The sequence below is a fragment of the Microvirga tunisiensis genome, from assembly GCF_009296175.1.
Classification (GTDB): domain Bacteria; phylum Pseudomonadota; class Alphaproteobacteria; order Rhizobiales; family Beijerinckiaceae; genus Microvirga; species Microvirga tunisiensis.
On record NZ_VOSK01000008.1, the window covers coordinates 46,168 to 73,058 of the forward strand.

At 65.0% G+C, this 26,891-nt stretch carries 21 protein-coding genes and 2 pseudogenes; 5 read left to right on the forward strand and 18 right to left on the reverse strand.

The window, feature by feature from the left end:
* The first annotated feature begins 251 nt into the window (after window positions 1-251).
* Window positions 252-2,072 carry an aminopeptidase P family protein gene (locus FS320_RS04915; protein WP_152709872.1) on the forward strand — a complete coding sequence of 607 codons (1,821 nt, stop codon included), beginning with the start codon at window positions 252-254 and terminating at the stop codon, window positions 2,070-2,072.
* On the opposite strand, the gene FS320_RS04920 is transcribed toward FS320_RS04915, so the two are convergent.
* From FS320_RS04920 to FS320_RS04940, 5 genes and pseudogenes are all read right to left on the reverse strand, one after another.
* The gene (locus FS320_RS04920) at window positions 2,069-2,368 is read right to left on the reverse strand and encodes an AzlD family protein (protein ID WP_152709874.1); all 300 of its coding nucleotides are present in this window, start codon (window positions 2,366-2,368) and stop codon (window positions 2,069-2,071) included. The two genes, FS320_RS04915 and FS320_RS04920, sit on opposite strands and share 4 nt — an antisense overlap.
* Window positions 2,365-3,075 (reverse strand): AzlC family ABC transporter permease, encoded by a 711-nt coding sequence (locus FS320_RS04925; RefSeq protein WP_152709877.1) that lies wholly within the window; start codon window positions 3,073-3,075, stop codon window positions 2,365-2,367. Before FS320_RS04925 ends, FS320_RS04920 begins: the two co-directional genes overlap by 4 nt.
* A 66-nt stretch (window positions 3,076-3,141) precedes the next feature.
* Window positions 3,142-4,008 (reverse strand): AraC family transcriptional regulator, encoded by an 867-nt coding sequence (locus tag FS320_RS04930; RefSeq protein WP_162002830.1) that lies wholly within the window; start codon window positions 4,006-4,008, stop codon window positions 3,142-3,144.
* A gap of 47 nt (window positions 4,009-4,055) precedes the next feature.
* On the reverse strand, window positions 4,056-6,215 hold the full coding sequence (gene ligA / locus FS320_RS04935; RefSeq protein ID WP_152709881.1) for an NAD-dependent DNA ligase LigA: 2,160 nt from the start codon (window positions 6,213-6,215) through the stop codon (window positions 4,056-4,058).
* A 905-nt stretch (window positions 6,216-7,120) separates the two neighbouring features.
* Window positions 7,121-7,596 (reverse strand): annotated as a pseudogene (locus FS320_RS04940) (MarR family winged helix-turn-helix transcriptional regulator).
* 99 nt (window positions 7,597-7,695) lie between these two features.
* Between FS320_RS04940 and FS320_RS04945 the strand changes: the two are divergent.
* The 4 genes from FS320_RS04945 to FS320_RS04960 all read left to right on the forward strand — a co-directional run bounded on the left by FS320_RS04945 (window position 7,696) and on the right by FS320_RS04960 (window position 10,376).
* Window positions 7,696-8,049 carry a DUF1428 domain-containing protein gene (locus tag FS320_RS04945; protein WP_152709883.1) on the forward strand — a complete coding sequence of 118 codons (354 nt, stop codon included), beginning with the start codon at window positions 7,696-7,698 and terminating at the stop codon, window positions 8,047-8,049.
* A gap of 121 nt (window positions 8,050-8,170) precedes the next feature.
* Window positions 8,171-8,947: a VOC family protein gene (locus tag FS320_RS04950; RefSeq protein ID WP_152709885.1), complete on the forward strand. Its 777-nt coding sequence runs from the start codon at window positions 8,171-8,173 to the stop codon at window positions 8,945-8,947.
* Between the two features lie 18 nt (window positions 8,948-8,965).
* A complete protein-coding gene (locus FS320_RS04955) occupies window positions 8,966-9,619 on the forward strand; it encodes a glutathione S-transferase family protein (RefSeq protein WP_152709887.1) in 654 nt (217 codons plus the stop codon).
* Between the two features lie 52 nt (window positions 9,620-9,671).
* Window positions 9,672-10,376, forward strand: coding sequence for a DUF899 family protein (locus FS320_RS04960; RefSeq protein WP_152709889.1), 705 nt, complete (start codon window positions 9,672-9,674; stop codon window positions 10,374-10,376).
* A 249-nt stretch (window positions 10,377-10,625) separates the two neighbouring features.
* On the opposite strand, the gene recN is transcribed toward FS320_RS04960, so the two are convergent.
* From recN to mraY, 13 genes and pseudogenes are all read right to left on the reverse strand, one after another.
* Window positions 10,626-12,302: a DNA repair protein RecN gene (gene recN / locus FS320_RS04965; protein ID WP_152709891.1), complete on the reverse strand. Its 1,677-nt coding sequence runs from the start codon at window positions 12,300-12,302 to the stop codon at window positions 10,626-10,628.
* 12 nt (window positions 12,303-12,314) lie between these two features.
* Window positions 12,315-13,211 carry an outer membrane protein assembly factor BamD gene (locus FS320_RS04970; protein WP_152709894.1) on the reverse strand — a complete coding sequence of 299 codons (897 nt, stop codon included), beginning with the start codon at window positions 13,209-13,211 and terminating at the stop codon, window positions 12,315-12,317.
* Window positions 13,212-13,512: 301 nt separating this feature from the next.
* A complete protein-coding gene (lpxC, locus tag FS320_RS04975) occupies window positions 13,513-14,457 on the reverse strand; it encodes a UDP-3-O-acyl-N-acetylglucosamine deacetylase (protein WP_152709896.1) in 945 nt (314 codons plus the stop codon).
* 291 nt (window positions 14,458-14,748) lie between these two features.
* Window positions 14,749-16,452 carry a cell division protein FtsZ gene (gene ftsZ, locus FS320_RS04980; RefSeq protein ID WP_152709898.1) on the reverse strand — a complete coding sequence of 568 codons (1,704 nt, stop codon included), beginning with the start codon at window positions 16,450-16,452 and terminating at the stop codon, window positions 14,749-14,751.
* Between the two features lie 106 nt (window positions 16,453-16,558).
* Window positions 16,559-17,881 carry a cell division protein FtsA gene (gene ftsA / locus FS320_RS04985; protein ID WP_152709901.1) on the reverse strand — a complete coding sequence of 441 codons (1,323 nt, stop codon included), beginning with the start codon at window positions 17,879-17,881 and terminating at the stop codon, window positions 16,559-16,561.
* On the reverse strand, window positions 17,878-18,867 hold the full coding sequence (locus tag FS320_RS04990; RefSeq protein WP_152709903.1) for a cell division protein FtsQ/DivIB: 990 nt from the start codon (window positions 18,865-18,867) through the stop codon (window positions 17,878-17,880). Before FS320_RS04990 ends, ftsA begins: the two co-directional genes overlap by 4 nt.
* The gene (locus tag FS320_RS04995; protein WP_152709905.1) at window positions 18,834-19,757 is read right to left on the reverse strand and encodes a D-alanine--D-alanine ligase; all 924 of its coding nucleotides are present in this window, start codon (window positions 19,755-19,757) and stop codon (window positions 18,834-18,836) included. Before FS320_RS04995 ends, FS320_RS04990 begins: the two co-directional genes overlap by 34 nt.
* Before the next feature lie 53 nt (window positions 19,758-19,810).
* Window positions 19,811-20,731: a UDP-N-acetylmuramate dehydrogenase gene (gene murB / locus FS320_RS05000; RefSeq protein WP_152709907.1), complete on the reverse strand. Its 921-nt coding sequence runs from the start codon at window positions 20,729-20,731 to the stop codon at window positions 19,811-19,813.
* On the reverse strand, window positions 20,731-22,146 hold the full coding sequence (gene murC, locus FS320_RS47625; RefSeq protein ID WP_244626979.1) for a UDP-N-acetylmuramate--L-alanine ligase: 1,416 nt from the start codon (window positions 22,144-22,146) through the stop codon (window positions 20,731-20,733). The genes murB and murC overlap by 1 nt, the downstream gene beginning before the upstream one ends.
* A 54-nt stretch (window positions 22,147-22,200) precedes the next feature.
* A pseudogene (murG, locus tag FS320_RS47630) lies at window positions 22,201-23,262 on the reverse strand (undecaprenyldiphospho-muramoylpentapeptide beta-N-acetylglucosaminyltransferase); the annotation flags it as partial.
* Window positions 23,262-24,404: a putative lipid II flippase FtsW gene (gene ftsW, locus FS320_RS05010; protein WP_152709911.1), complete on the reverse strand. Its 1,143-nt coding sequence runs from the start codon at window positions 24,402-24,404 to the stop codon at window positions 23,262-23,264. The gene ftsW and the pseudogene murG, both read right to left, overlap by 1 nt.
* 2 nt (window positions 24,405-24,406) lie before the next feature.
* Window positions 24,407-25,798: a UDP-N-acetylmuramoyl-L-alanine--D-glutamate ligase gene (murD, locus tag FS320_RS05015; RefSeq protein WP_152709913.1), complete on the reverse strand. Its 1,392-nt coding sequence runs from the start codon at window positions 25,796-25,798 to the stop codon at window positions 24,407-24,409.
* A gap of 5 nt (window positions 25,799-25,803) precedes the next feature.
* On the reverse strand, window positions 25,804-26,889 hold the full coding sequence (mraY, locus tag FS320_RS05020; RefSeq protein ID WP_152709915.1) for a phospho-N-acetylmuramoyl-pentapeptide-transferase: 1,086 nt from the start codon (window positions 26,887-26,889) through the stop codon (window positions 25,804-25,806).
* Window positions 26,890-26,891: the final 2 nt, after the last annotated feature.

The window sequence follows — 26,891 nt, forward strand, 5'->3', positions numbered from 1 at the left end:
GTCCGACTTTAGTTGAAGTCATAAGATCACATGTTCGTCATGCACCCATTGCAGGGCATTGCCATGAATGATTAACTTCCAGGCGCTCGGTGCATGTTTCATGGGCCTGTTGCCGCCTTCTGCGGCAGCGTCCGTGTGGGATCTTGACGGCCTCCGTTTCCATTGGATCAACCCGAAAAGTGGTTTTCCCTTTTGGGTCCGATGCTCTAGCGTGTCGCCCTCTTCATTTCCGACCTTCGGTGCTGATTTCCATGGCTCAGTTCCAGTTCTTCGACGATATGACCTCCCCCTCTCAAGGCCCGCAGCACATCGCCAAACTGCGCACCGAGATGGCGAGACGCGGCTTCGACGGTTTCATCGTCCCGCGCGCCGACGAGCATCAGGGAGAGTACGTCCCGAAGAGCGCTGAGCGTATGGCTTGGCTCACCGGCTTCACGGGCTCCGCAGGCACGGCCGTAATCCTCCAGAACGAGGCTGCTCTCGTGGTCGACGGACGCTACACGGTCCAGGCTGCCGAGCAGGTGGATACGTCTGTCATTACCCCGGTCCAACTCACTGCCTCCACGCCTGAGGACTGGATTGCCGAGCGTCTCCCGGCGGGTGGCGTGCTGGCCTATGACCCGTGGCTCCACACCGGCGATGGCCTGAAACGGCTGGAGCGGGCCGTGAGCCGCGCCGGCGGGAAGCTTGCCCCGGTCGACATCAATCTGGTCGACGTGATCTGGATCGACCGCCCGGCCCCGCCGCAGGCTCCGGTAAGACCGCACCCGCTCGACTATGCGGGCGAGGCCGCGCCTGCCAAGCTGGAGCGCATCCGCAAGAAGATGGCTGAGGCTAAGCTCGATGCGCTGGTCATCTCCGATCCGCACAATCTTGCCTGGGCCTTCAACCTGCGCGGTGGCGATGTGGGGCACACGCCCCTGCCTCTCGGCTATGCCATCCTTCCCAAGGAGGGCCGCGCCAGCCTCTTCTTCGACCCGGCGAAAGTGACGAACGAGGCCGGCGCGGCCGTGGGTGATCTCGCGGATTTTGCACCGATCAGCACCTTCCAGGGCGCTCTCGATGCACTGGGCCAAACAGGAGGCAAGATCCGCATCGATTCCGCGACCGGCGCTGTCGCTCTCATCCGGCGCATCGAGGCGACCGGCGGCACGGTCGACGTCGGAGCCGATCCGATCGCTCTCATGAAGGCGGTCAAGAACGAGGCCGAGATTGCGGGCTCCCATGCCGCCCATCTGCGCGACGGCGTGGCGGTCGCACGCTTCCTGGCCTGGCTGGACCGCGAGGCGCCCTCGGGCAAGCTCACCGAGATCGATGCGGTCGAGGCGCTGGAAGCCTTCCGCATCGAGACTGGCGCTTTGAGGAACGTCTCCTTCCCGAGCATTTCCGGCGCAGGTCCCAATGCCGCTCTGCCCCATTACCGGGTCACGAGTTCGAGCAACCGGGCCCTCGAGCTGAACCAGATCTTCCTGATCGATTCCGGCGCGCAATACGAGGACGGCACGACGGATATCACCCGCACGATCATCGTGGGGGAGCCGACGGCTGAGATGAAGGATCGCTTCACCCGGGTGCTCAAAGGCCATATCGCCATCGCGCAGGCCGTGTTTCCGAAGGGCACGACGGGCGCGCAGATCGATTCCTTCGCCCGCAAGCCGCTCTGGGAGGCGGGTCTCGATTTCGATCACGGCACGGGCCACGGCATCGGCAGCTATCTCTCGGTGCACGAAGGTCCGCAGCGCATCGCCAAGACCGGGCATACGCCGCTGGAAGTGGGCATGATGCTCTCCAACGAGCCGGGTTACTACAAGCCGGGCGCCTACGGCATCCGCATCGAGAACCTGATCCTCGTGGAGCCACGCACGATTCCCGGCGCTGATCGTGAGATGATGGGCTTTGAGACGCTGACCTTCACGCCCATTGACTTGCGCTTGGTCGAGCCCGCGATCATGACGGCCGACGAGATCGCATGGCTCAACGCCTATCACGCTGCAGTGCGCGAGAAGATCGGGCCGCAGCTCGATGCCGAGACGCGGGCATGGCTGGAGAACGCCACGCAGGCGATTGGTTAAAGCACGTTCCGCAGCAGAACGACGGAGATCACGCCGACCGCTACTGTCCCGAGCAGCGGGAGCCTGAATGCGGCAACCGCCGTGATCGCTGCGGCAATGGCTTCCACCCATCCGGTCGTGAGCGCCGTCGGCGCGATCACGGCGACCAGCACCGCCGGCGGGATCGCGTCGAAGGCGGCCTTGGCGCGCCCCGTGAGCACGAGGCGATCGGCGACGAAAAGACCCGCGATGCGGGTGACGTAGGTCACAAGTGCCATGGCCACGATGGCCAGCAGAGTCGTCGTGTCGAGGCTCATGAGCGCGCCTCCTCGGGAGCCGCCAGATAGGCGGCGGCGATGCCGGCAAGCGCACCCGAAGCCACATGCCAGGGCGCGCCGATGAAGTGATGCACGAGAGCCGCGACGCCGGCGCTGACCGCAACCGTCACCAGGGTCACGCGGCTGCGTCCGAACCCGGCGACAAGGCCGATGAACAGGGCCGTGAAGGCGAAATCCGCGCCGATCCGTTCCGGATCGCCGAGGAACGAGCCGAGGATCGCTCCGAGACCTGAAAAGAAGGTCCAGTTCGCCCACAGCACGACGCCCATGGCGGCCCAATATGCGCCTGTCACCGGCCGCTCCATCGCGCGGCGCTCGGACAGCGCCCAGGCCTCGTCGGTCAGGAAGAAGAAGCTCAGGAACTTCTGGACGCGTGACATGCGCACCTTGGGCGCCAGCGAGGCTCCCATCAGCACGTGCCGTGCATTGATCAGCAGCGTCGCGAAAGCAAGCGTCAGGATGGGCGCGGGATGGATCCATGTCTCGATGGCGGCGAACTGCGCCCCGCCCGCGAACACGAGAGCCGACATCACCGTGACTTCCAGCGGCGACAGTCCCTTGGCGGCCGCCACCGCGCCGAAGAGGAGGCTGATGGGGATGGCCGCTACCACGATAGGTGCAATGTCGCGCAGGCCGGCTTTGATTTCTCGGCGATAATTCACGGTGAAGGGATTTGCTTGATCCATGGCCCTGCTCATTTTCCGAGCCTTATGCGCGCTGGATGCGGAACCGTCTTGGATGAAAGTGCTGCCTCAAGCGGCGCGGTAGGCGCCCGGGGTCACCCCCATGCGGGCCTTGAAGACACGGTTGAGATGGCTCTGGTCGAAGAAGCCGCAAGCAGCGGCCACGTCGCCCGGCGCCTCGCCTTGCGCCAGAAGACGGGTCGCCGCGCGGAAGCGCCGGTCGAGGAGATAGGCATGCGGCGTCAAGCCGGTCTCTTTGGCGAAGGCGCGAATGAAGTGGCTGCGCGACAGGCCGGCCAAGTTGGCGAGATCGGCAAGGTCCGCCTCCTCGCTCATGTGGGCGTCCAGATAGTCGCGCGCCCGCAGAATGCTCCTCGAGCCGTAGCGGACGGCCGGCAGGGCATCGAGATCGGCCCAGCGGGCGATCAGCCGGCTCAGAAAATCGATGAGGCGGGTGTCCTGCTCCATCTCGGATGACCAGCTTTCATCCTGGCATAGGCAGGCATGAAGCCCGACCTGGGCCAGGAAAAGCTCAGGATCGTCGATGACCGAATGCGGGAACCAGGGCGGGCGGGAGACCGGCCGCCCGGCCACATCCTCGGCAATCTCCTGCATCAACTCGGACGACGGATAAAACGTACGGTACTCGAACCCCCCGCCGTAGGGCTCCCCATCATGGATCTCGTCAGGGCAGACGACGGCCACGGACCCTGCCGGCGCATAGTGCTGCTCGCCGCGATGGAAGAAGGTCTCGCAGCCCGCCAGAACCGCCGCGATGGCATAGGTATCGTGGCTGTGACGGGCATAGGCATGACGGCGAAAGGTCGCGCGCAAACAGTCGAGGTCGCGATAGCGCGGCACTCGCCAGAAATGCGTCACGTCCCCCGCTCCGACCTGGTTAGGATCGAGCGAGACCTCAGGGGTGGTCACCGTCATGGCCGCCACCATGCCACATCAGAATGTGCGAGTCTTGGACAGAAGTCTCACCCACGGCCGACGAGGGCGAACCAGCCGTCCTCGTCCATGACCTGAACGTCGAACTCCTTGGCCTTGTCGAGCTTCGAGCCCGCGCCGGGGCCTGCCACCACGATGTCCGTCTTCTTGGACACGGAGCCAGCCACCTTGGCGCCGAGCCGCTCGGCCATCGCCTTGGCCTCCTCGCGTGTCATCTGCTCCAGGGAGCCAGTGAACACTACGGTCTTGCCCGCCACGGGCGAGTCACCGGAGGCCGGCGCCTCCATCGGCTCCACGGTCACTTCACCAAGGAGCGCATCGAGCATCTCCTCGTTGTGTCCCTCCTTGAAGAACTCGACGACGGCTTCCGCCACCACCGGCCCGATGCCGCCGATGGCGGTGAGCTCCGCATGCGCTTCCGATGCCGGATCGGCAGCGGCCTTCGCCGTTTCGCGCAAGTGCTCGAAGGTGCCGAAATGGCGCGCGAGCAACCGCGCGGAGGTTTCGCCGGTATGAGGAATGCCGAGGGCGAAGATGAAGCGGTTGAGCGCGATCGAGCGACGGGCTTCGATGGCGGCGAACAGGTTCTTCGCGCTGGTCTCGCCCCAGCCTTCCCGGTTCTCCAGACGCTTGAGGCTGCGCGCGTTGCGGGCCTGCAGCGTGAAGATGTCCTGCGGGCGCTGGACGAGACCTTCCTCGTAGAATTCATCGATGCGCTGCTCGCCCATGCCCTCGATGTCGAAGGCGTTGCGCGACACGAAATGCTTCAAGCGCTCGCGAGCCTGCGCCGGGCAGATGAGACCGCCGGTGCAACGGCGCACCGCATCCTCCTTGCCGGTGCGCGGGTTGACCTCGCGCACCGCATGGCTGCCGCAGGCCGGGCATGTGGTCGGAAACTCGTAAGGCTTCGCGTCGGCCGGACGCTTCTCCAGCACCACGTCGAGCACCTTCGGGATCACGTCGCCGGCGCGGTTGATGATGACCGTGTCGCCAATGCGGACGTCGACCCCGCTGCGGATCCTCTCGCCGTTGCCGCCGATGCCCTTGATGTAATCCTCGTTGTGCAGAGTTGCATTGGACACGACGACGCCGCCGACGGTGACGGGCTTCAATCGCGCGATCGGATTGAGCGAGCCGGTGCGGCCCACATTGATCTCGATGTCTTCGAGCACCGTCACGGCTTTCTGGGCCGGGAACTTGTGCGCCAAGGCCCAGCGCGGCGAGCGCGAGACGAAGCCGAGGCGCTGCTGCAGGCTCAAGTCGTCAACCTTGTAGACGACGCCATCGATGTCGTAGCCGAGATTGGCGCGGTCGGTCTCGATGGCATGGTAGTGCTCCAGCATCTCCGCAACGCTCGTGCAGCGGCGCGTGAGCGGATTGACCTTGAGGCCGAAGCTCTTGAAGCACTCCATCATGCCGGATTGGGTCGTCGCCGGCATCGCGCTCACTTCGCCCCAGGCATAGGCGAAGAAGCGCAACGGGCGCGAGGCGGTGATCGACGGATCGAGCTGGCGCAGACTGCCCGCGGCCGCGTTGCGCGGATTGGCGAAGAGCGCTTTCCCGGCGGCCTCCTGGCGCGCATTGATCGCGGCGAAATCCTCGTGCGAGAGATAGACCTCGCCGCGCACCTCGAAGATATCGGGAACCTTCGAACCCTTGAGCCGGTGCGGAATGTCGCCCACCGTGCGGGCATTGTTCGTCACGTCCTCGCCCACCGCGCCGTCGCCCCGGGTGGCGGCGGACACGAGCCTGCCGTTCTCGTAGCGAAGGCTCAAGGAGAGACCGTCGATCTTCGGCTCGGCCGTGAGGGCGAGCGGCGCATCGGCCTTCCATTGCAGGAAGCGGCGGATGCGCTCGACGAATTCCTCCACCTCCTCGTCAGCGAAGGCGTTGGCGAGCGAGAGCATCGGCACCCGGTGCCGGACCTTGCCGAATTTCTCCGACACCTTGGAGCCGACCTTCTGGGTCAGGCTCTCGGGCGTCTTCAGTTCGGGGAACTGATCCTCCAGGGCCTCGTAGCGCTTGCGCAGCGCATCGTATTCGGCGTCTGAGACGCTCGGCGCGTCCTCCTCGTAATAGCGCCTGTCGTGTTCCTTGATCTCGGCGCCGAGCGCCTGGTGCTCGATCCGCGCCTCGTCGGGCGTCAGGTGGTCGACGGGATTTTGGGAGGAGGTGCTGCGTGGGGGCATGGTCGAATCGTGTGTGAGGGTGCTTGAACCATAGCGCTCTGCGGGAGAGTCTCCAGGGGTTGGACAGCCATTCGCGCCGACCGTCCACTGTCATGCCGGACGGAGCGTGAGCGGAGATCCGGGATCGGCGGCAGAATGGGATGCGGGATCCGCGACGTCGTCATCCCCCGCGCCGACGCTGTCATGCCCGCGCAGGCGGGGATCCAGAACCGCGACGTCTCGGAAAAGGGCGAGCCGCGTGACGCCTCGGTCTGCCTCGTCGGCGGTCAGGGATCCCGGCCTTCGCTGAGGCGGCCCGGGATGAAGTGCCGTGCTGGTTTTCACGCTCCCGGATCGGCTTGCGCCCTTCGGCCCTCGTACCCTCCGACTGCACCCTCCGACGTCATCACCGGCCTCGTGCCGGTGATCCCAGTCCAAGAAGCGCCGAGCCTCACCTTATCGGGATGGCCGGGACAAGCCCGGCCATGACGGCAGAGGGTGTCGCGGGCCGTGATCCCGACCGTCTCGCTCGGCCTCATCCTGAGGAGCCGCGACAAGCGGCGTCTCGAAGGAGGAGTTCAGGGCTCTTCCGGACCCTCCTTCGAGACGCAGCCTCACGGCTGCTCCTCAGGATGAGGTAAGAGGACGGAAAAGCGGCAAGGCGAAGATCGCCGGGACTGATCCCCGGATCGAGCCCGGGGACGGCCAGTACGGGGAAGGTGTCATCCCGGTCGGAGCGGAGGGGAAGGGAAGCCATCAGCTCGGCACCGGACTGTGGATCCCCTTCCCTCGCTGCGCTCACTGTTGATGACACCAAGCGCGACCCCTCATGTCCGGAACGGAAAGGACCCCGATGCATCGATGAATTCCATGCTTGGGGACTTCGCTCAGTGTAACCGGGCCATCGGATGCTGCGGGAGCCAGCGTTACACCCTGCTCGCTCGGCTCGATGCCGGCTTGGAAAGGCTGTTCAATGCGCCGCGCAGATTGTCTGGCTCGAGTCCCGCCACGCCGGCCTCGATGGCGCCGTGGAGGTCGCGCCAGATCGGGATGGCCGTGGCCAGGGTCTCCCGCCCCTTTCCGTGAGGCGCAGAAGGCGGTTGCGGCGGTCGCCGGGATCCCGGGCGATGGCCACGAGGCCGTCCCGCTCCAGCGGCTTCAGAGCGGCCGTCAGGGTCGTCCGGTCCATGGCGAGCAGCTGCGCCACCGGAGCGATGGAGGGTGGCGTCGGACGGTTGAGGGCGTTCAGCAGCGAGAATTGCCCGGACGTGAGTCCGACCGGCCGCAGGGCGTCGTCGAACAGCCGCGACAGGGCGCGGGCGGCGCGTTGGGCGTGCAAACACAGGCAGGTGTCGCGCACCAGATGGGTTGTCTCGAAAGGTACGTCGCTGGGGTTTGACATGGGCCAATTATGTTGATATCAACTTATTTGTCAAGAAAAACAGGCGCCGAAGCGCCGCGAAGTCGAGCTTTACTGCGGAAAATCCAAGGGAGATACGCGATGAAATACGTCGATGGCTTCGTGCTCGCCGTGCCGGCCGCCAAGAAGGAAACCTACCGCAAGCACGCCGCCGAGGCCGCCCCCCTGTTCAAGGAGTTCGGCGCGACCCGCATGGTGGAGTGCTGGGGCGACGACGTGCCGGACGGCAAGCTCACGGATTTCCGCCGTGCCGTGGATGCCAAGGACGACGAGATCGTCGTGTTCAGCTGGATCGAGTATCCGTCCAAGGAAGTCCGGGATGCCGCCAACAAGAAGATCATGACCGATCCGCGCATGCAGGCGATGGGCGAGCAGATGCCGTTCGACGGTAAGCGCATGATCTTCGGCGGCTTCATGCCTATCCTCGACATCTAGCATCGGACCCAGAAATGGACCCCACTTTTGGGATCCATCCGATGCTCCTTTTCTCGATGAGCGCATCGTTGATGCGGAAAACCGGAATCATTTTTCCGCACGATGCGCATGGAGGTGCCCCATGGCCAATCAGCATGGCGACTTCATCTGGTACGAACTCCTGACGAATGATGCCGGCGCCGCTGCGCGCTTCTACGGCGCGGTCGTCGGATGGCAGACGCGAGCGGCGGAAGGCTCTGATCGCGGCTATCAGATCCTTGGAATTGGCGGTGAGGACGTTGGCGGGCTGATGACCCTTCCGGCCGATGCCGAACGTGCGGGCATGCGCCCGACCTGGCTCGGCTATGTCGGTGTCGACGACGTCGATGCGACCGCCGCCGAGATCGTTCGGGCCGGTGGGACCCAGCATATGCCGCCGACCGACATTCCCGGTGTCGGCCGCTTCGCGATGCTCGCCGACCCGCAGGAAGTCGTGTTCTACGTGATGCGCGGTGCGACGGACGGCACGAGCACGGCATTCGACCAGGGCAAGACCGGACATTGCAACTGGAACGAACTCGCCACCACCGATCCGGCAGCGGCGCTTGCCTTTTACAGCGCCCACTTCGGCTGGGCCAAGGGCGACGCCATGCCGATGGGCGAGATGGGCGATTATCAGTTCATCGACCACGGCGGCCGGACCATCGGCGCCGTGATGAAGCGCACGCCGGAGGGTCCGCCGCCGGCCTGGAATTTCTACTTCGGCGTCGAGGACATCGATGGTGCCGCAAAGGCCGTGTCCGCCAACGGCGGCGCGATCCATTACGGCCCCGCCGAAGTGCCGGGGGGCGTGTTCATCATCGTCGCCGGCGATCCGCAGGGGGCGCTGTTCGGACTCGTCGGTCCGCGCAGATCATAAAGCTCAGGAGGCAATCCCATGAACATCCATGTTTCAGCCTTCCGATGGGTCCCCCAGTTCGCCCAAGGCTATGTGCGTGATCTTCGGGTGCGCTGGGCCCTCGAGGAGGCAGGTCTTCCTTACGAGGCGACATTGATCGATCCGGCGATCCAGGCGACCACCGCCTATCGCGAATGGCAGCCTTTCGGCCAGGTTCCCGCCTACAGGGACGACGCGGTCGAGATCTTCGAATCCGGTGCGATCGTGCTGCATCTCGCAATGCGATCCGAGGCGCTCGCCCCTGCTGACGAGGCGGGGCGCGCCCGGGTGACAACCTGGGTGATTGCCGCGTTGAACTCGGTCGAGCCGCATGTGCAGAACCTGGTTCAACTCGACGTCTTCCATGCCGGCGAGGCCTGGACGAAGGAACGCCGCCCGCAAGCCGAAGCCATCCTGTGCAAGCGTCTTACGGCTCTCAGCGCCTGGCTCGGCGAGCGGGAGTTCCTCGAGGACCGTTTCACGGCCGGCGACCTGATGATGACCATGGTTCTGCGTGAGCTTGCGGACACGGGGCTGCTGGAACGCTACGCCAATCTGGGCGCCTATGTCCGCCGCTGCACCGACCGGCCGGCCTTTGCGCGCGCTCTGGAAGCTCAGTTGCAGCCCTTCCGGGAGAACGCGCCAGTCGCATGATCGCTGGAGCGCAGGCGAAAATCTGATCGAGGAATCCACCATGGACACGCCCATGCCTGACAACCTTGTTCCCGCGGCAGAACTCGCGCGGCGCTCGCCGGTACGCTTTCCGAACGAGAGCCCCGAATACCGCGCCGCCCGCACGGCTTTGCTGGCGGAAGAGATCGAATTGCGTCGCCACCTGGAGCGTGTGGCGGCACAGCGCCGTGCCCTGCCGCCTGGCGGCGAGGTGATCGGCGATTATCGCTTCGAAGGCGAGAACGGCCCGGTGAGCTTCGCCGATCTCTTCGGCGACAAGCCGTCACTCGCCGTCTACAGCTACATGTTCGGCCCGCAGCGCGAGCGTCCCTGCCCCATGTGCACCAACCTGCTCGGAGCAATCGAGGGCAACGGCGCCGATATCCAGCAGCGCATGGCGTTTGCCGTCGTGGCGCGCTCGCCGATCGAGCGGCTGATCGCCTGGAAGAAGGAACGCGGCTGGACGAACCTGAAGCTCTACTCGGACCTCAACGGCAACTACTCGCGCGATTATCACGGCGTGTTGCCGGACGGGTCGGAGATCCCGAGCTTCAACGTCTTCACCCGGCGCGACGAGACCATCCGTCATTTCTGGAGCGGCGAGATGACCGGCGATTCCGCCGATCCCGGCCAGGATCCCCGTGGCGCTCCCGATTTCGCCCCCTTGTGGAACGTGCTCGACACCACGCCGGAAGGGCGTGGAACGGACTGGTATCCGAAGTTGAGCTACGGAGCGTGATAGGCTGGCCATTGATGTCATTCCCGGAGGGCCGCGCAGCGGAGGGGAAGGGAATCCATGGCAGTGCAGGCTTCAGTGGCCCCCCTCGCGTCTGGGGCCGCTGGGAATGACACTCTCCGATGTCATGGCCGACCCTGTGCCAGCCATCCCGACCTCTTGAGGGGTTGCGCTTTTCCCATCGAGATCACTGGCACGAGGCCGGTGATGACGTGCAAGGGTGGATCAATCAGGCCGCCGTAATGGCTCCTGTCAATGCGCGGCCGCTTCCAGGAGCCGCGCCGCAGCCGCGCGGGCTTCCTCGGTGATTGTCGCGCCGGCGAGCATGCGGGCGATTTCCTCCCGGCGCGGCGTCGCTTCGAGCGGGATCACGCGGGTGGCGACCCGATCCTCCCCTCCGCGCACGCCTTCCTTGGCGATGAGGAAATGGCTGCCGGCCTTGGCGGCGACCTGCGGCGCGTGGGTGACGGCCATCACCTGAACGTTCCGGGCCAGACGCGCGAGGCGCTGGCCAATGGCATCGGCCACTGCGCCGCCGACGCCGGTGTCGATTTCGTCGAAGACCAGGGTCGGGGCCGAGCCCTTGTCCGCCAGCACTACTTTCAGCGCCAGCATGAAGCGGGACAGCTCGCCGCCCGAGGCCACCTTCATCAGGGGGCCGGGACGGGTCCCTGGGTTGGTCTGGGCCCAGAACTCGACGCGCTCGAAGCCGCTCGGATCGCGGCTGTCCTCGTCGGTGGTGATCTCCGTGATGAACCGCGCCCGCTCGAGCTTTAGCGGCGGCAGCTCGGCCTGGACGGCGGCATCGAGGGACTGGGCGGCCTTCTTGCGACCGGCGGAGAGGGCCTTGGCGGCTTTCACGTAAGCGGCGTCCGCTTCCTTCAGCGCGTTCTCCAGCCCGACGAGTTTTTCCTCGCCCGCATCGATGGCAGCCACATCCTCTTCGAATCGCTGGCGCAGGGCGGCGAGCTCGTCGGCCGGGACATCGTATTTGCGGGCGGCGGCGCGCAGGGCGAAGAGGCGCTCCTCGGTCTGCTCCAGCTCGCGTGGGTCGTATTCGGTGGCCCGGATCGCCTCTTCGAGGGCCGCGCGGGCTTCGTCGATGGCGACGAGCGCAGCATCGAGAGCCTTCACACTAGGCTCGACAAGCGACGGGGCCTGGGCGCTGCGGCGCTCGAGCTTGCGCACGGCGGCCGAAAGTTCGTTGACAGGAGACGTGTTGCCAGCGACGACCTCATAGGCCTCATTGAGGTCCTGGGCCACCTTCTCCGACTGCATCATGACGACCCGGCGCCCGGCCAGGGTTTCCTCCTCCCCTGCCCGGGGGTTGAGGTTGGTCAGCTCCTCGACCGCATGACGCAGGAAATCGGCCTCCTTGCGGGCCTTTTGGATGCGGTTTCGGTGGTCCTGCAGGGCCGTACGGGCTTCGCGGACCTTTCGCGCGGCTTCCGTGACCACCTGCACCTCGGCGGAGAGGCCGCCGAAGGCATCGAGAATGGCGCGGTGCGAGACGGGATCGACCAGAGCGCGGTCGTCGTGCTGGCCATGGATCTCGACCAGGGTCGCGCCGATGGCCCTGAGGACCTGCACGCTGACGGGCTGGTCGTTGACGAACGCACGGGTGCGCCCGTCGGCCACCTGGACGCGGCGCAGGATCAGGTCGCCGTCGATATCGATATCGGCATCCGCCGCGACGCGGCGGGCCGGATGGTCCAGGGGGCAGTCGAAGACGGCCGTCACCTGGCCCTGGTTCTCGCCGTGGCGCACGAGGCTGCCGTCGCCGCGGCCGCCGAGGGCCAGGGCGAAGGCGTCGAGCAGGATGGATTTGCCAGCGCCGGTCTCACCCGTGAGGACACTCAGCCCCTCATGAAAGTGAAGCTCAAGCCTGTCGATGAGGACGATATCGCGAATCGCCAGCTGGATCAGCATGGAAAGTGAGGCTTAACCCGTCCGCTGGCTGACCTGGGGGACGCCGCGGAAGGCCTTGCTGATCCAGGATTGGGAATCCTCGCGCGGCTCGACGCCGCCCTTGGTCAGCAAAGCGTGGGCGTCCTTGTACCAAGGACTGTCAGGGAAGTTGTGGCCGAGAACGGCGGCGGCGGTCTGCGCCTCGTTGACGATGCCCATGGCCATGTAGGCTTCGGTGAGGCGCTCGAGGGCCTCTTCCACGTGGCGGGTCGTCTGATAGCGCGAAACCACGGTGCGGAAGCGGTTGATGGCGCCCGCATAGTTGCGCTTCTGCAGATAGAAGCGACCGACCTCCAGTTCCTTGCCGGCGAGTTGGTCACTGGCGACCTGCAGCTTCTTCTTGGCGTCCGCCACGTATTCGGAGTTCGGATAGCGCTGGATCAGCTCCTGCAGCGACAGGATGGCGCGCTCGGACTTCTCCTGATCGCGCGTGATGTCGGGGATCTGGTCGTAATAGGACGACGCCATCAGATACTGGGCATAGGCCGCATCGGACGTGTTGGGATAGCTCTGGAGATAGCGTTTGGAAGCCGTGATGGATTCCTCATAGAAGCCGCCCTCGTAATTGGCATAGGCCTCCATGATCAGTCCTCTGCGGGACCAGTCGGAATAGGGATATTGCTTGTCGAGGCTGCTGAATTTCTTCACCGCGCCGTCGAAATCGCCCTTCTGCACCCGGGCGAGACCATCGTTGTAGATTTCCTCCGCCGGGGCATTCGCCACGATCTCGGGCTTGTAGGTCTCGCTCTTGTCGAACGGATTGAGCGACGAAAGGGATTCGCAGCCGGCGAGCCCCAAGGCGCAGACGCCAAGGATCAGAGCGCGGGCGGACGCGCCTTTCATACCTGCATAAGCCTTCGCGAACGACATGCCTCGCGGTCCTCCAAAAACCGTGCTCGATGTTTTAACGATGCACCAGGGTTCTTTAGCCCAAGCATAGGGGCAGAGCCAAGCCCATACGTTAGCGCATCGTACGGAAAAGTGGATCCGGTTTGCCGCTCCGGACGATGCGCAACTTAAAATGAGCATCGGATGGATCCCAAAAGTGGTTTCCACCTTAGGGTCCGACGCTCTGGTTTACCCAATAGGCCTTAAGAAAGCCTGCATGAGATCATGCGGCCAATGGGCGCTTGCTGCCTATAGCGGAAATACAGGTCCGTCGAAAGCCGCTTTAGTGCATCTCGGGGGCGAGAACCGAAGCCGCCACGCTGCCGATATCGGCATAGCCCGTCTCGCGGCGGGGAACAGCGTCCACGATGGCGTAGTTGGAGCGGCTCGAGAACAGGGCCTCGAGCACCGAGAAATTCATGCGGTGCCCGCCGCAATAGGAGCGGTAGGTGCCGAGCAGCGGCAGACCCGCGAGGGACAGATCGCCGACCGCATCGAGCAGCTTGTGACGGACAAACTCGTCCGCATAGCGCAGGCCTTCGGGGTTCATGATGCCGTCGTCGCCGATGGCGACCGTGTTCTCGAGGGAAGCGCCCAGGGCGAAACCGGCGCTCCAGAGCTTCTCCACGTCGCGCATGAAGCCGAAGGTGCGGGCGCGGGAGATTTCACGGCGGAAGACGGAGGGCGAGAGCTCGACGGCTTTGCGCTGGCGGCCGATCACCGGGGTGGGGAAATCGATCTCCACGTCCAGGCGGAAGGCGCGGTCGTTGGGAAGAAGCTCGGCAAACGCCTTGCCCTGCGTGACGCGGACCGACTTGAGCACCTTGAGATAACGGCGGGTGGCGCCCTGAACGGCGATGCCGACCTGGTCGATGGCATCGATGAAGGGAGCCGAGCTGCCGTCCAGGATCGGAACCTCCGGCCCGTCGATCTCGACGAGCACGTTGTCGATGCCGAGACCGGTCAGGGCCGCCATTAGGTGCTCGATAGTGGCGACCGCGCCCGTATCGCGGTCGCCGATCACCGTGCAGAGCTCGGTGGCGGTGACCGCCAGGTGCCGAGCGTCGATCAGTCGGTCCAGGCCGCCCGGCAGGCCGGTGCGCAGGAAAGCAATGCCATGGCTCGCTTCAGCCGGATGAAGGATCATCTTCACTTCATCCCCGGAATGAACTCCGGTTCCAACCAGGGTCACGGCAGCGCGAAGCGTGGTTTGCTGGCTTTGCTTCATTATTCCTGAACCTCAACTACCCTTGTCGCCAAACTGAGCCTCATTAGCCGGGGAAGTTGCATTTGCTGCATTGTTCTTCCGACCGGCAGGCTTCTCATTAGCGCTGCCCCTTAAACGTGGAGGCACCTTAGTCCCGCTGTCAGGCTAGGCCAAATCACGCTTTCTTACTTTGTGTTACATTTTGGATAACTCTCAAGTCATTGATGTTAATAGATCTTTAACGAAGAAAGCCCCCAGCCGCATTGGGCTGGGGGCCTTTTGTAACATCCGTGCCAGCAGCGTCAGACCAAATCAGTTGGCCTGGCGACGCAGGAAGGCGGGAATTTCCAGTTGGTCATCTTCCGACGGAGCCCGGGGAGCCGGAGCCATCGGGGCCTGCGGAGGACGCTGGGCCTGGGGCGGCATGGGCCGGCGGGCGTACTCGGCGTGGACCGAGGACATGGGCTGGCGCGGCGCTTCCTGGCGTGGCTCGGCGGGGGCGTGCGGGGGCTCCTCACGGCGGCCGAAGCCGATGGTCGCAAGGCGCTGGATCAGCGACGGCTTATGCTCGTGAGCAGGCTCCTCGCCGCGGCTGGCGCGGATCTGATTCTGCGCCGGCATCGGCAACTCGTCGATTCGCGGCATCCGGGCCGGACGCATGGCGCGTTCCGCCTGCGGCGGGATGAAGGCGCCCTGCTCCACCGGCTCCTCATAGACCGGCTGCTGCGGAGCCGGAGCCTCGTAAGCCAATGCCTGACGGGGCTGAGCCGGCGTGAGGACCACGTCGTCGCGAATCACAGGCTGCGGAGCGGGCTCGAGCGGCTGGGCCGCGGCCATGGGAGCCGGAGCCGCAACGTGGGCCGAAGCCAGAACGGGCGTGCCCTGGTTCAGGATCGGAGCCGCCTTCACCGATTCGGCTTGGGCGGCGGAGCGAAAGGTCGACGCAGGCTGAGTGGGCGTGGCGCGGGCGCGGGCCTCGGCACGCAGGCGCTCGGCCACCTCGGAGATGCGCTGCTCGGTGGCAGTCAGGTCTCCGCCCTTCTCGAGAAGGGCGTGGTCGATGCCGGTCGCCACGACGGAGACGCGGATGATGCCTTCCAGGCTCTCGTCGAAGGTCGCGCCGAGGATGATGTTGGCATCCTGGTCCACTTCCTCGCGGATGCGGGTCGCTGCTTCGTCGAGCTCGTAGAGGGTGAGATCGTTGCCGCCCGTGATCGAGATGAGCAGGCCGCGCGCGCCCTTCATCGACACGTCGTCGAGGAGCGGGTTCGCGATGGCTGCCTCGGCGGCACGGATGGCGCGCTTCTCGCCGGATGCCTCGCCCGTGCCCATCATGGCCTTGCCCATGCCGCGCATGACGGAGCGCACGTCGGCGAAGTCGAGGTTGATGAGGCCTTCCTTCACCATCAGGTCGGTGATGCAGGCAACGCCGGAATAGAGCACCTGGTCGGCCATGGCGAAAGCGTCCGCGAAGGTCGTCTTCTCTGTGGCGACACGGAACAGGTTCTGGTTCGGGATCACGATGAGCGTGTCGACCGCCTGCTGCAGCTCGTTGATGCCGGCTTCCGCCAGACGCATGCGGCGCACGCCCTCGAACTGGAACGGCTTCGTGACGACGCCAACAGTCAGTATACCGAGTTCGCGGGCCGCGCGGGCCACGACCGGGGCCGCGCCTGTGCCGGTGCCACCGCCCATGCCGGCGGTGATGAACACCATGTGCGAGCCGGCGAGCTGATCGCGGATCTCGTCGATCACCTCTTCGGCAGCCGCGCGGCCGACCTCCGGCTGCGAGCCGGCGCCGAGGCCTTCCGTGACCTGGATGCCCATCTGGATCACGCGCTGAGCCTTGGAGGAGGCCAGAGCCTGCGCGTCGGTGTTCGACACCACGAACTCGACGCCCTCCAGACCGGATTCAATCATGTTGTTCACGGCATTTCCGCCGGCGCCACCGACGCCGAAAACCGTGATGTGCGGCTTGAGTTCCCGGATGTCCGGAGTTTGCAGATTCATTGCCATGACCTGTGCCTCTTCTGGCCTTAATACTGATAAGCGTTTGGCGGACGCTAACCCTTGTTTACTTGAACTCTTCACGATGGCCCGCCGCGCCAACGCGTTACTCGTATTAGAAACTCTCGCGAATCCAACGACCCACCCGTGAGAAGTAGCCGTCGGTTCCCGTACTCTGAAACAAGCCGCTGGAGCGCGGCTCGAAATACTCGATGTGAGCCACCTGCGGATAAACCAGGAGGCCGACCACTGCCGAAAAGGCAGGGCCCTTTGCCGCCTCAGGCAGACCCTTGATGCCGAGCGGACGCCCGACACGAACCTGGCCCTGCAAGATGCGGCGCGCCGTTTCCGGCAGCCCGACGAGCTGGCTTGCGCCGCCCGTCAGCACGACCCGCCGTCCGGCCTGGGCCGCAAAGCCCGCGCCTTTCAACCGATCACGCACAAGTTCGAGAACTTCCTCGACCCGCGGCTTGATGATGCGAACGAGGTGCGATTTCGGCAGATGATTCGGAACGTCCCGTTCGTCCTCGTCGACCTGTGGCACCGCGATCATGTCCCGGTCATCCGCGCTCGATGTGATCGCGGAGCCGTAGAGTGTCTTGAGCCGTTCGGCTGCGGACACACGGGTCGTGAGACCGCGCGCGATGTCCATGGTCACGTGGTGACCGCCGACGGCGATGGCATCGGCATGCACCAGATGGCCGTTGGAGAAGATGCCGACGCTCGTGGTGCCGCCGCCCATGTCGACGACCGCGCAGCCCATATCGGCTTCGTCGTCGACGAGTGCCGAGAGACCCGCCGCATAGGGCGTTGCGATCACGGCTTCGACGCCGAGATGGCAGCGCTCGACTGCGAGCATGAGATTGCGGGCGGCAGCCGCTTCGGACGTGACCACATGCAGATCCGTACCGAGACGCTCGCCGATCATGCCGGCAGGATCGACGATGTGATTCTGCTGATCGAGCGAGAAGCCGGTCGGCAGAGCGTGAAGCACGGTTCTGCCGCGACGCAGGTCGTAGCTCGATGCTGCATCGAGCACGCGATGAACGTCGCCGGAGCCGACCGCGCCGCGCACCGGGATATGCGCTTCGAAGTGCTCGGACGCGAGACGGCCGCCGGTGAGGTTGACGATCACCGACTGGATTTCGACCTTCGCCATGCGCTCGGCAGCGTGAACCGCCTGACGGATCGCGCTTTCGGCCGCTTCCAGGTCGACGACCACGCCGCCTTTGAGGCCCACGGAGCGCTGATGGCCGATGCCGAGAATACGCGCCACATGGGTGCGGCTGCGCAGCGATTCGACCTCGTCGGCCGGCTTCAATTCCGCCACGACGCAGACGACCTTGCTCGTGCCCACATCCAGGACCGAGAGAATGGCGCTCTTGCGCGCGGAAAGCGGCTTCAAGCGAGGCGTCAAACCGTGACCCGAGAGACTCATGTACCGACCCCCTTGCCGCGCATTGGTTTTTTCTTGAGCGCCTCGGCGCGGGCCAGGGCTGCCTCTTCCGTCAAGCGGACGACGACGCGATCCGCCATGCGCAGATCGATCGCCAGCACGTCCTTTTCCAGAATCTTCTGCTCGTGTTCGAGCTTTACGAGACGGGCCAGCGCATTGGCGACCCCGAGCTCCGGCAGGCGCACGTCCATGCCGTTGTCCATCTTGAGCGTCCAGCGCCGGCCGGCCACGAGAGTGCCCGCACGAATGCGGTTCTTGAGCGGGCCTGCAGCCTCGAGCAGCGCGAGATAGTCCTTGCTGCGGGTATTGGCGCCCTCGCCCACCACGAACGGCAGATCGAGATAGCGCTCGTCCTGCATCAGGTCGATCACCGTGCCGTCGGCAGCGATCACGAACAATTCGCCGTTGTTCTGCCAGATCCCGTGCGCCTCGCGCTCGGTGAGCGTGATGACGAGTTCGTTCGGATAGAGCTTGCGCACCATAGCCGACTTGATCATCGGAACGCGTTCCAGGCGCTCGCGCAGATCGTTCACGTCGAGGAAGGCCAGCGACTGCTTGGAATTGATGCCCGCCGCAGCGAGAACCTCGTTCTCGCCCATCTGCGAGATGCCGGAGATTGTCACCTGATCGAGACCGAGACCGACCGCCCGTGCCAGCGCATGATGCGGCTCGCCGTAGTCGCGGATGAAGCCGTCGATATGGCCACCCTGCCAGAGACCGAATCCGATGACGGCACTGAAGAAGCCGAGCGCCAGGCCGGTTCCGAGAAAGCGCGGAAGGCGCTGCTCGAGCGGGAGGCCGGCGGAGCGCCGGCGCACGCTGCGCGAGGAGCCGAAGAGTTTCTTGATTCGTGAAGGCTTCTTGAAGTGGGAGGCGCCCGCCCCCCGACTTTCGGGGGCAGAGCGCGCAACCGCGAATCCGGCCGGGTAGACCGTCATCGGTTGCAGGTAGCGTCCTCCACCATCCATTGCACAAGCTCGCCAAACGAATAGCCCGCGTGGGCTGCCAATTCTGGCACCAAGCTCGTCTCGGTCATGCCGGGTTGCGTGTTGACCTCAAGAACGACGAGTTCCCCTGTTCCTCCAGGAGTGTCGTCGTACCGTAAGTCAGCGCGGCTGATTCCCCGACAGCCGAGCGCTTGATGCGCCGTTAACGCCAACTCTTGGACCTTTTGGTAAATATTCGGTTTAATTTCTGCCGGGAGGACGTGAATGGAGCCCCCCTTCACATATTTCGCATCGTAATCGTAGAAGACCCCGGTGGCGGGCTGGATGTCGATGACCCCGAGGGCCCTGTCGCCCATGACCGCGCAGGTGAGTTCCCGGCCCGCAATGTATGATTCCACAAGGACTTGCTCGCCGAAGGCCCAGTCCTCCCGCGTCAGCTCCTGGGGCGGATGGGATCGGTCCTCGCGGACGATGATGACACCGACGGAAGAGCCCTCGTTGACCGGCTTGATCACGTAGGGTGCCGGAAGAACGTGGCCTTTCGCCGCCTCCAAACGGTTAACGACCTGCCCTTTGGGCACCGGTACGCCCGCCGCCGCCATGATCGTTTTGGCCCTGTCCTTCTGCATGGCGAGCGCCGAGGCGAGAACCCCGGAATGGGTATAGGGAATTCTTAAGACTTCCAGCAGACCCTGGATCGTTCCGTCCTCGCCCACCCGGCCATGGAGCGCGTTGAACACCACATCCGGCGCAACGGCCTGAAGAACGGTGGCGATGTCGGGTTGCACGTCGATGGGAGTAACCTTGTAACCCTGCGCCTCCAGGGCCTTGCAGCAGGCCCGGCCCGAAGCCAGGCTCACCTCGCGCTCGGCCGACCAGCCGCCATAGAGAACGGCAACGTGCTTCGCCATGATCTGCTCCCGTCATGCGCCCCGGCCACACCGGGATGATTAAGTGATTCGAATCAGGTCCTCGCGATCCCGACCCGCTTGATTTCCCATTCGAGCTCCACGCCCGACATCTCGCGAACGCGGCGGCGCACCTCTTCGCCCAGGCCCTCGATATCGGCCGCGGAGGCGGAGCCGTGGTTGATCAGGAAATTGCAGTGCATCTCGGAGACCTGGGCATCGCCGATGCGAAGCCCCCGGCAGCCCGCCGCATCGACCAGTTCCCACGCCTTCTTGCCCGGAGGGTTCTTGAAGGTGGAGCCGCCCGTGCGGGTATTCACCGGCTGCGTGGAGGAACGCGCCTCGGTAATGGCGTTCATCTCGCTCAGGATCTCGGCAGGATCGCCGGGACGGCCCTCGAACAGAGCCTCGGTGAAGATCACATCGTCCGGCACGTCTGAATGGCGATAGGTGAAACCCATCTGCGCATTGGTGAAGCTCACCGCCACGCCGGTGCGCGTGACGCCCTTGGCCCCGACGAGCACATCCTTCGTCTCGCCGCCATATGCGCCGCCATTCATGCGCAACGCACCGCCGATGGCGCCGGGAATGCCGCGCAGGAAGGACAGACCGGCAATGCCGGCCTCCGCCGCCGCGCGCGCGACCTTCACATCAGGGGCGCCGGCACCGGCGCGCACGCGCAGGCCCGGCTCCACCGACACTTCGGCAAAACCTTTTCCTAACCGGATCACGACGCCTTCCCATCCCCCGTCGCGAATGAGCAGGTTGGAGCCGAGACCCACGACGAGCACCGACAGGCTGCGGTCGAGTCGCTGCAGGAAGTACGCAAGATCGTCCGCATCGACCGGCGTGAACAGCACCTGCGCCGGGCCGCCCGTGCGGAACCACGACAGAGGCGCCGTCGGCGCATTCGCCTCCAGCTTGCCGCCCAGCTCGGGCATGCCGGCATTCAGATCGGGAACGATATCGGCAAACATCAAGCCGCCTTCTCGCCAAGCGCCTCGAGCTCGCCTGGCAGCGCGTAGGCCCATTGGGTGATGTTGCCGGCGCCGAGGCAGATCACGTAATCGCCCGGCTTCGCGATGCCCTTCACGAAGCCTGCGAGTTCCTCCGACTTTTCAAGCGCCATCACGTTGCGGTGTCCGCGCGCCTTGAGGCCGGACACGAGGCTGTCGCGGTCTGCGCCCGGGATCGGCTGCTCGCCCGCCGCATAGACCGGCGCGACGATGACCGCGTCCGCATCGTTAAAGCAGGTGCAGAACTGATCGAACAGGGACGCCAGGCGCGAATAGCGGTGCGGCTGCACCACGGCGATGACCTGCCCGTCGGTCGAGGCGCGCGCGGCCTTGAGCACCGCTGCGATCTCGATGGGATGGTGGCCGTAATCATCGAACACCGCAACGCCGTTCCAATCGCCCGTACGGGTGAAGCGCCGCTTCACGCCGCCAAAGCTTGCGAGCGCCTTGCGGATCGCATCCGGCGTGACGCCGAGTTCATGCGCGACCGCGATCGCAGCGGTGGCGTTGAGCGCATTGTGCGCACCCGGCATCGGCAGCACGAGGTCTTCGAGTTCGAGGCGGAAGCCGGGACGGCGGTCGCGGATCATGACGCGGAAGCGGTTCTGACCGCCGCGCGAATCCACATCCATCAGGCGCACGTCGGCCTGCGGATTCTCGCCGTAGGTGATGATGCGGCGATCCTCGATGCGGCCCACGAGGTCCTGCACGGTCGGGTGGTCGATGCACATCACCGCGAAACCGTAGAACGGGATCGAATTGATGAAGGAGTGGAAGGCGTCCTTGATCGCGTCGAAGGTGCCGAAATGATCGAGATGCTCGGCATCGATGTTGGTGACGATGGCCACATCCGCCGGGAGCTTAAGGAAGGTGCCATCGGACTCGTCCGCCTCCACCACCATCCACTGGCCATCGCCCATGCGGGCATTGGTGCCGTAGGCATTGATGATGCCGCCGTTGATGACGGTCGGGTCGAGCCCGCCCGCATCGAGCAGCGTGGCGACGAGGGACGTCGTGGTGGTCTTGCCGTGGGTGCCCGCCACGGCGACGCAGGACTTGAAGCGCATGAGCTCGGCCAGCATCTCGGCGCGACGCACGACGGGCAGGCGCTTCTCGCGGGCGACGATCAGCTCCGGGTTGTCGCGCTTGATCGCGGTCGAGACCACGACGATCTCCGCATCCTCCACGTTCTCGTCCCTGTGGCCGATGAAGGTCTTGATGCCCTTATCGTGCAGGCGCCTGACGTTGTAATTGTCGGCCGCGTCCGAGCCCTGCACCGTGTAGCCCAGATTGTGCATGACCTCGGCGATGCCCGACATGCCGATGCCGCCGATGCCGATGAAGTGAATGGGACCAAGCTTCGGCGGCAGTTTCATGGTTTTTTTTCCGTTATTGTTCGAATGAATGAGGGTGAGAACGACCTGCGCCAGACGCTCCGCCGCATCCGTGATGCTGGCGCTATGTGCAGCGGCGGCGGCTTTGGTCAAGCGGTCAGGCTCTTGAAAAAAGAGCTGAATCTCGTTTGCCAGCCTCTCAGGGGTGAAGTCCGATTGCGGACAAACGATGGCGGCCCCGAGATCTCCGAGGGTTTTGGCGTTGGCCGCCTGGTCCTGGTCGAGGGAGCCCGGCAGGGGCACGAGGACCGAGGGGCGACCGATTACCGCAAGCTCCGCGACGGTCGAGGCGCCGGAACGGGAGACCACGAGATGGGCCTGGGCCAGCCGGTACGGCAGATCCTTGAAGAAGGGCTCGGCCTCGAATTCCACACCCAGTTTCCGGTAATGGTCGCGGACCCGCTCCAGGTCCTCGCCCCGGGCCTGCTGGGTGACAGCAAGGCGTGTTCTCAGGTTCGGCGGCAGGAGCTCGATCGCCGGCGGCACCACATCGCTCATGACCCGCGCGCCCTGGCTGCCGCCGACCACGAGGAGGCGGAGCTTTCCATTGGGTTCCAGGCTTGCATAGGGCTGCTTCGCGGCTTCCAGCACCGCGGGACGGATCGGGTTGCCCGTGTGGACGAGCTTTCCGGGCACGTTCGCCGGAACCCCCTTGATATCGGCGAAACCCGTCGCAATCACGGTGGCGCGGCGGGCGAGCAGGCGGTTCGCGCGCCCCATCACGCCATTCGCCTCATGGATCACCGTCGGCACCTTGAGGAAGTAGGCTGCCAATACCGGTGGCACGGTGGGGTAACCGCCGAAGCCCACGACGACGACAGGCTTCATCTGCCGCATGAGGGATGCGGCCTTCAGGGTCCCCTGCCCGAGCAGCAGAGCCGCCTTCGCCATCTGCGGCAGCGAGCGGCCAGATGGGGTCGCGGACGGAATCTCGACGACCTCGTCAGCCGGAAACGAGCCTCCATAGGCATTGGCGCGCTTGTCGGTCGCGAGCGCCACCTTTGCACCAGAGGCCTTCAGGGCATTCGCCAGTGCTTCGGCCGGAAAAAGATGACCGCCGGTTCCGCCGGCGGTCAGGAGGATGAGAGGAGCGCTCATCAATGCGCCCGATCCTGCCCGTAATGGTCCATCATCTCGGCGCGCGGCCGCCGCCGCGTGAGCGCGATGAGGAAGCCCATGCCGAGCGCGAGAGAGAGCAGCGACGAGCCGCCATAGGAGATGAAGGGCAGCGTCATGCCCTTGGCTGGCATGAGATGCACGTTCACCATCATGTTGATGCAGGCCTGCAGGCCGAACATGAAAATGAGGCCCGTGGCGGCGAGACGGCAGAACGTGTCCTCGCTGCGCCGGGCGAGCGACAGGCCGCGCAGCACGATGAAGGCGAAGACCAGGAGCAGCACGATGCAGACGACGATGCCGAATTCTTCTGCCGTGACGGCGAAGATGAAGTCGGTGTGGGCATCGGGCAGGATGCGCTTGACCGTGCCCTCGCCCGGACCGCGCCCGAGCCAGCCGCCGCGCGAGAAGGATTCCATCGCCGTGTCCACCTGGAAGGTGTCGCCGGAGTCCTTGTCGAGAAAGCGCTCGATGCGGGCCCGCACGTGCGGCAGGAATTCATAGGCCGCCACGATGCCCACAAGTCCGGCACCCCCGAGGCCCATCACCCAGAACCAGTGCAGGCCGGCGATGAAGAACAGGCCGCACCACACGATGGTGACCAGCATGGTCTGGCCGAAATCAGGCTGGAGGATGAGCGGAATGATGGTGGCGGGCAGAAGCAGGAGCGCCAGCAGCGTGCCCGGGACGTCCTTGCGCCGCGCACCCTCCGAGAAAGCCCAGGCCGACAGCACCACGAAGGCGGGCTTGACGAATTCCGACGGTTGCAAGCCGAGCGGGCCGATCATGATCCAGCGATGGGCGCCCTTGATCTCAGGACCGTATTGGAACGCCAGCAGGATCAGCACCATGGCGACCGCATAGACCAGCAGCGCCAGACGCCGGATGTGGCGCAGGGACAGGAACGAGACCGGGATCATGATGGCGAGCGCCGGGACGAGGAACATCACCTGCCGGTTCACGAAATGAAACGTGGAGAGGCCGAGGCGCTCCGCAACGGGCGGCCCGCCGGCCATTAGGAAGACGAGACCTGCCAGCATGAGGATGGCGAGACCTGCGAGAAGCAGGCGGTCGACCGTCCACCACCAATCGCCGAAAGCCGAGCGTTCCGCGCGCGACACCATCTTCAAGCCCCCTTGGCTTCAAGGCCGGGTAATGCCCGGACCAGATCGCGGAAATGGTTTCCGCGCACTTCGTAATTCGGAAATTGGTCATAGGACGCGCAGGCCGGCGACAGCAGCACGACGGCCGGGCTCCCCAGCGCCTGCGCATCCGCTGCCGCCTGTGCCACAGCGTTGTCGAGAGTGCCGCACTGGACATGCGGAACGTCGCTGCCGAGCGTCCCGGCAAATTCGTCCGCAGCCGCGCCGATGAGATAGGCCTTGCGGATCTTCGGGAAATAGGATGTCAGCGGCTCGATCCCGCCTTCCTTCGCCTTGCCGCCGAGGATCCAGAGAATGTCGTCGAAGGACTTCAGCGCCTTCTCGGTGGAATCCGCGTTCGTGGCCTTGGAGTCGTTGATGAAAAGGGTCGATCCGATGCGGCCGACCTCTTCCATGCGATGCGGCAGGCCGGGGAAGGTGTGGAGGCCGGCGCGGATCTCCTCAGGCGAAATGCCCGAGGCCAGGGCGACTGCGACCGCGGCAGCGGCGTTCTGCGCATTGTGAGCGCCGCGCAGCGAGCCGATGCCCGACAGGTTGGCGACAGGAGCGGCACCCGACACCGTCACCCCGACAAGCGTTTCGCCGTCCGCGAAGACGCCCTTCACACCAAGCGGCTCGACCGAAACGCGAGCGACGTTCACACCCTTTGCCTGGCATGAATCGGCGATCGCACGGCTCATCGGATCGTCGACGCCGATGACGGCAAGCCCCGCCTTCGCCACCAGCCGCTGCTTGATCGCTGCGTAATCTTCCATCGTCCCGTGCCGGTCGATGTGATCGGGCGAAAGGTTGAGATGAACGCCCATGGTAGGCGCGAGCGAGGGCGCCAGATCGATCTGGAATGAGGAGCACTCGATCACGTGGATGCGGTCGTCGGCAGGTGGCTCCAGCGAGAGGATCGCGGTGCCGATATTGCCGCCCATCTGCACGTCGCGGCCAGCTTCGCGCAGGATATGCGCGATCAGCGCCGTCGTGGTGGATTTCCCGTTCGTGCCGGTAATGGCAACAAAGGGTGCATTCGGCGCGATCTTCTCCCGCTCGCGGCAGAACAGCTCGATATCGCCGATGATCTCGACGCCGGCCGCACGCGCGAGCTTCGCCGACCAGTGCGGCTCGGGATGGGTCAGCGGCACACCGGGCGAGAGGATGAAGGACGAGAACCTCGACCAATCCGCATTCCGCAGGTCGCCCGTTTCGATGCCCCTCGCGTTGGCCTCGGCCATCTTGGCCGGATTATCGTCGCAGGCGATCACATGCGCCCCGCCCTCGTTCAGGGCAAGCGCCGTCGCCAGCCCCGAGCCGCCGAGGCCGAAGAGAGCGACCGTTCTGCCTGAGAAGGTGGTGACGGGGATCATGCGCGCTACCGCAGCTTGAGGGTGGCGAGGCCGGTGAGCGCCAGCACGACGGCGATGATCCAGAAGCGGATCACGACCTGCGGCTCGGTCCAGCCCAGCTGCTCGAAATGGTGGTGGATCGGCGCCATCTTGAAGACGCGCTTGCCCGTGAGCTTGAAGGAGGTGACCTGGATGATCACGGACATGATCTCCAGCACGAAGAGCCCACCGACGATGGCGAGAACGAACTCGTGCTTGGCCGCCACTGCGATGGTGCCGAGAAGGCCGCCGAGGGCGAGCGAGCCCGTGTCGCCCATGAAGATCTGGGCCGGAGGTGCGTTGAACCAGAGGAAGCCGAGGCCTGCGCCGATGAGCGCACCGCAGATCACCGCGAGCTCACCGGTGCCGGGCACGAAATGGATCTGCAGGTAATTGGAGAACACCGCGTTACCGGACAGATAGGCGATGAAGCCGAATGTGCCCGCCGCGATCATCACCGGCACGATGGCGAGACCGTCGAGACCATCGGTGATGTTCACCGCATTGCCGGCGCCGACGATCACGAAGCCGGCGAAGACGATGTAGAACCAGCCGAGATTGAAGATCAGGTCCTTCGAGAACGGCAGCGCCAGTTTGTTGGCGAGGCCCGGCGTCGCCATGTAGGAGATGGCGATGCAGGCGACGGCGGCGATCAACGCCTCGATGGCGAGGCGCGAGCGGCCGGAAAAGCCTTTGTGCGACTGCTTCGTCACTTTCAGGTAATCGTCATAGAACCCAATGGCGCCGAAGCCCACGGTGACGAACAGCACGACCCACACATAGTGGTTTTCCAGGTTCGCCCAGAGCAGGGTCGAGATCAGCACGCCCGCGAGGATCATCAACCCGCCCATGGTCGGTGTGCCGCGCTTGGTCAAAAGGTGCGATTGCGGCCCGTCCTCGCGGATCGGCTGCCCCTTGCCCTGGCGCAGGCGCAGGAGCGAGATCATCCACGGGCCGAACAGGAAGACGATCAGCAAGCCGGTCGCCGTCGCGCCGCCGGTGCGGAACGTGATGTAGCGGAAGATATTGAGGGGGCTGAAATAGGGGCTGAGCTCAGCCAACCAGGTTAACATCG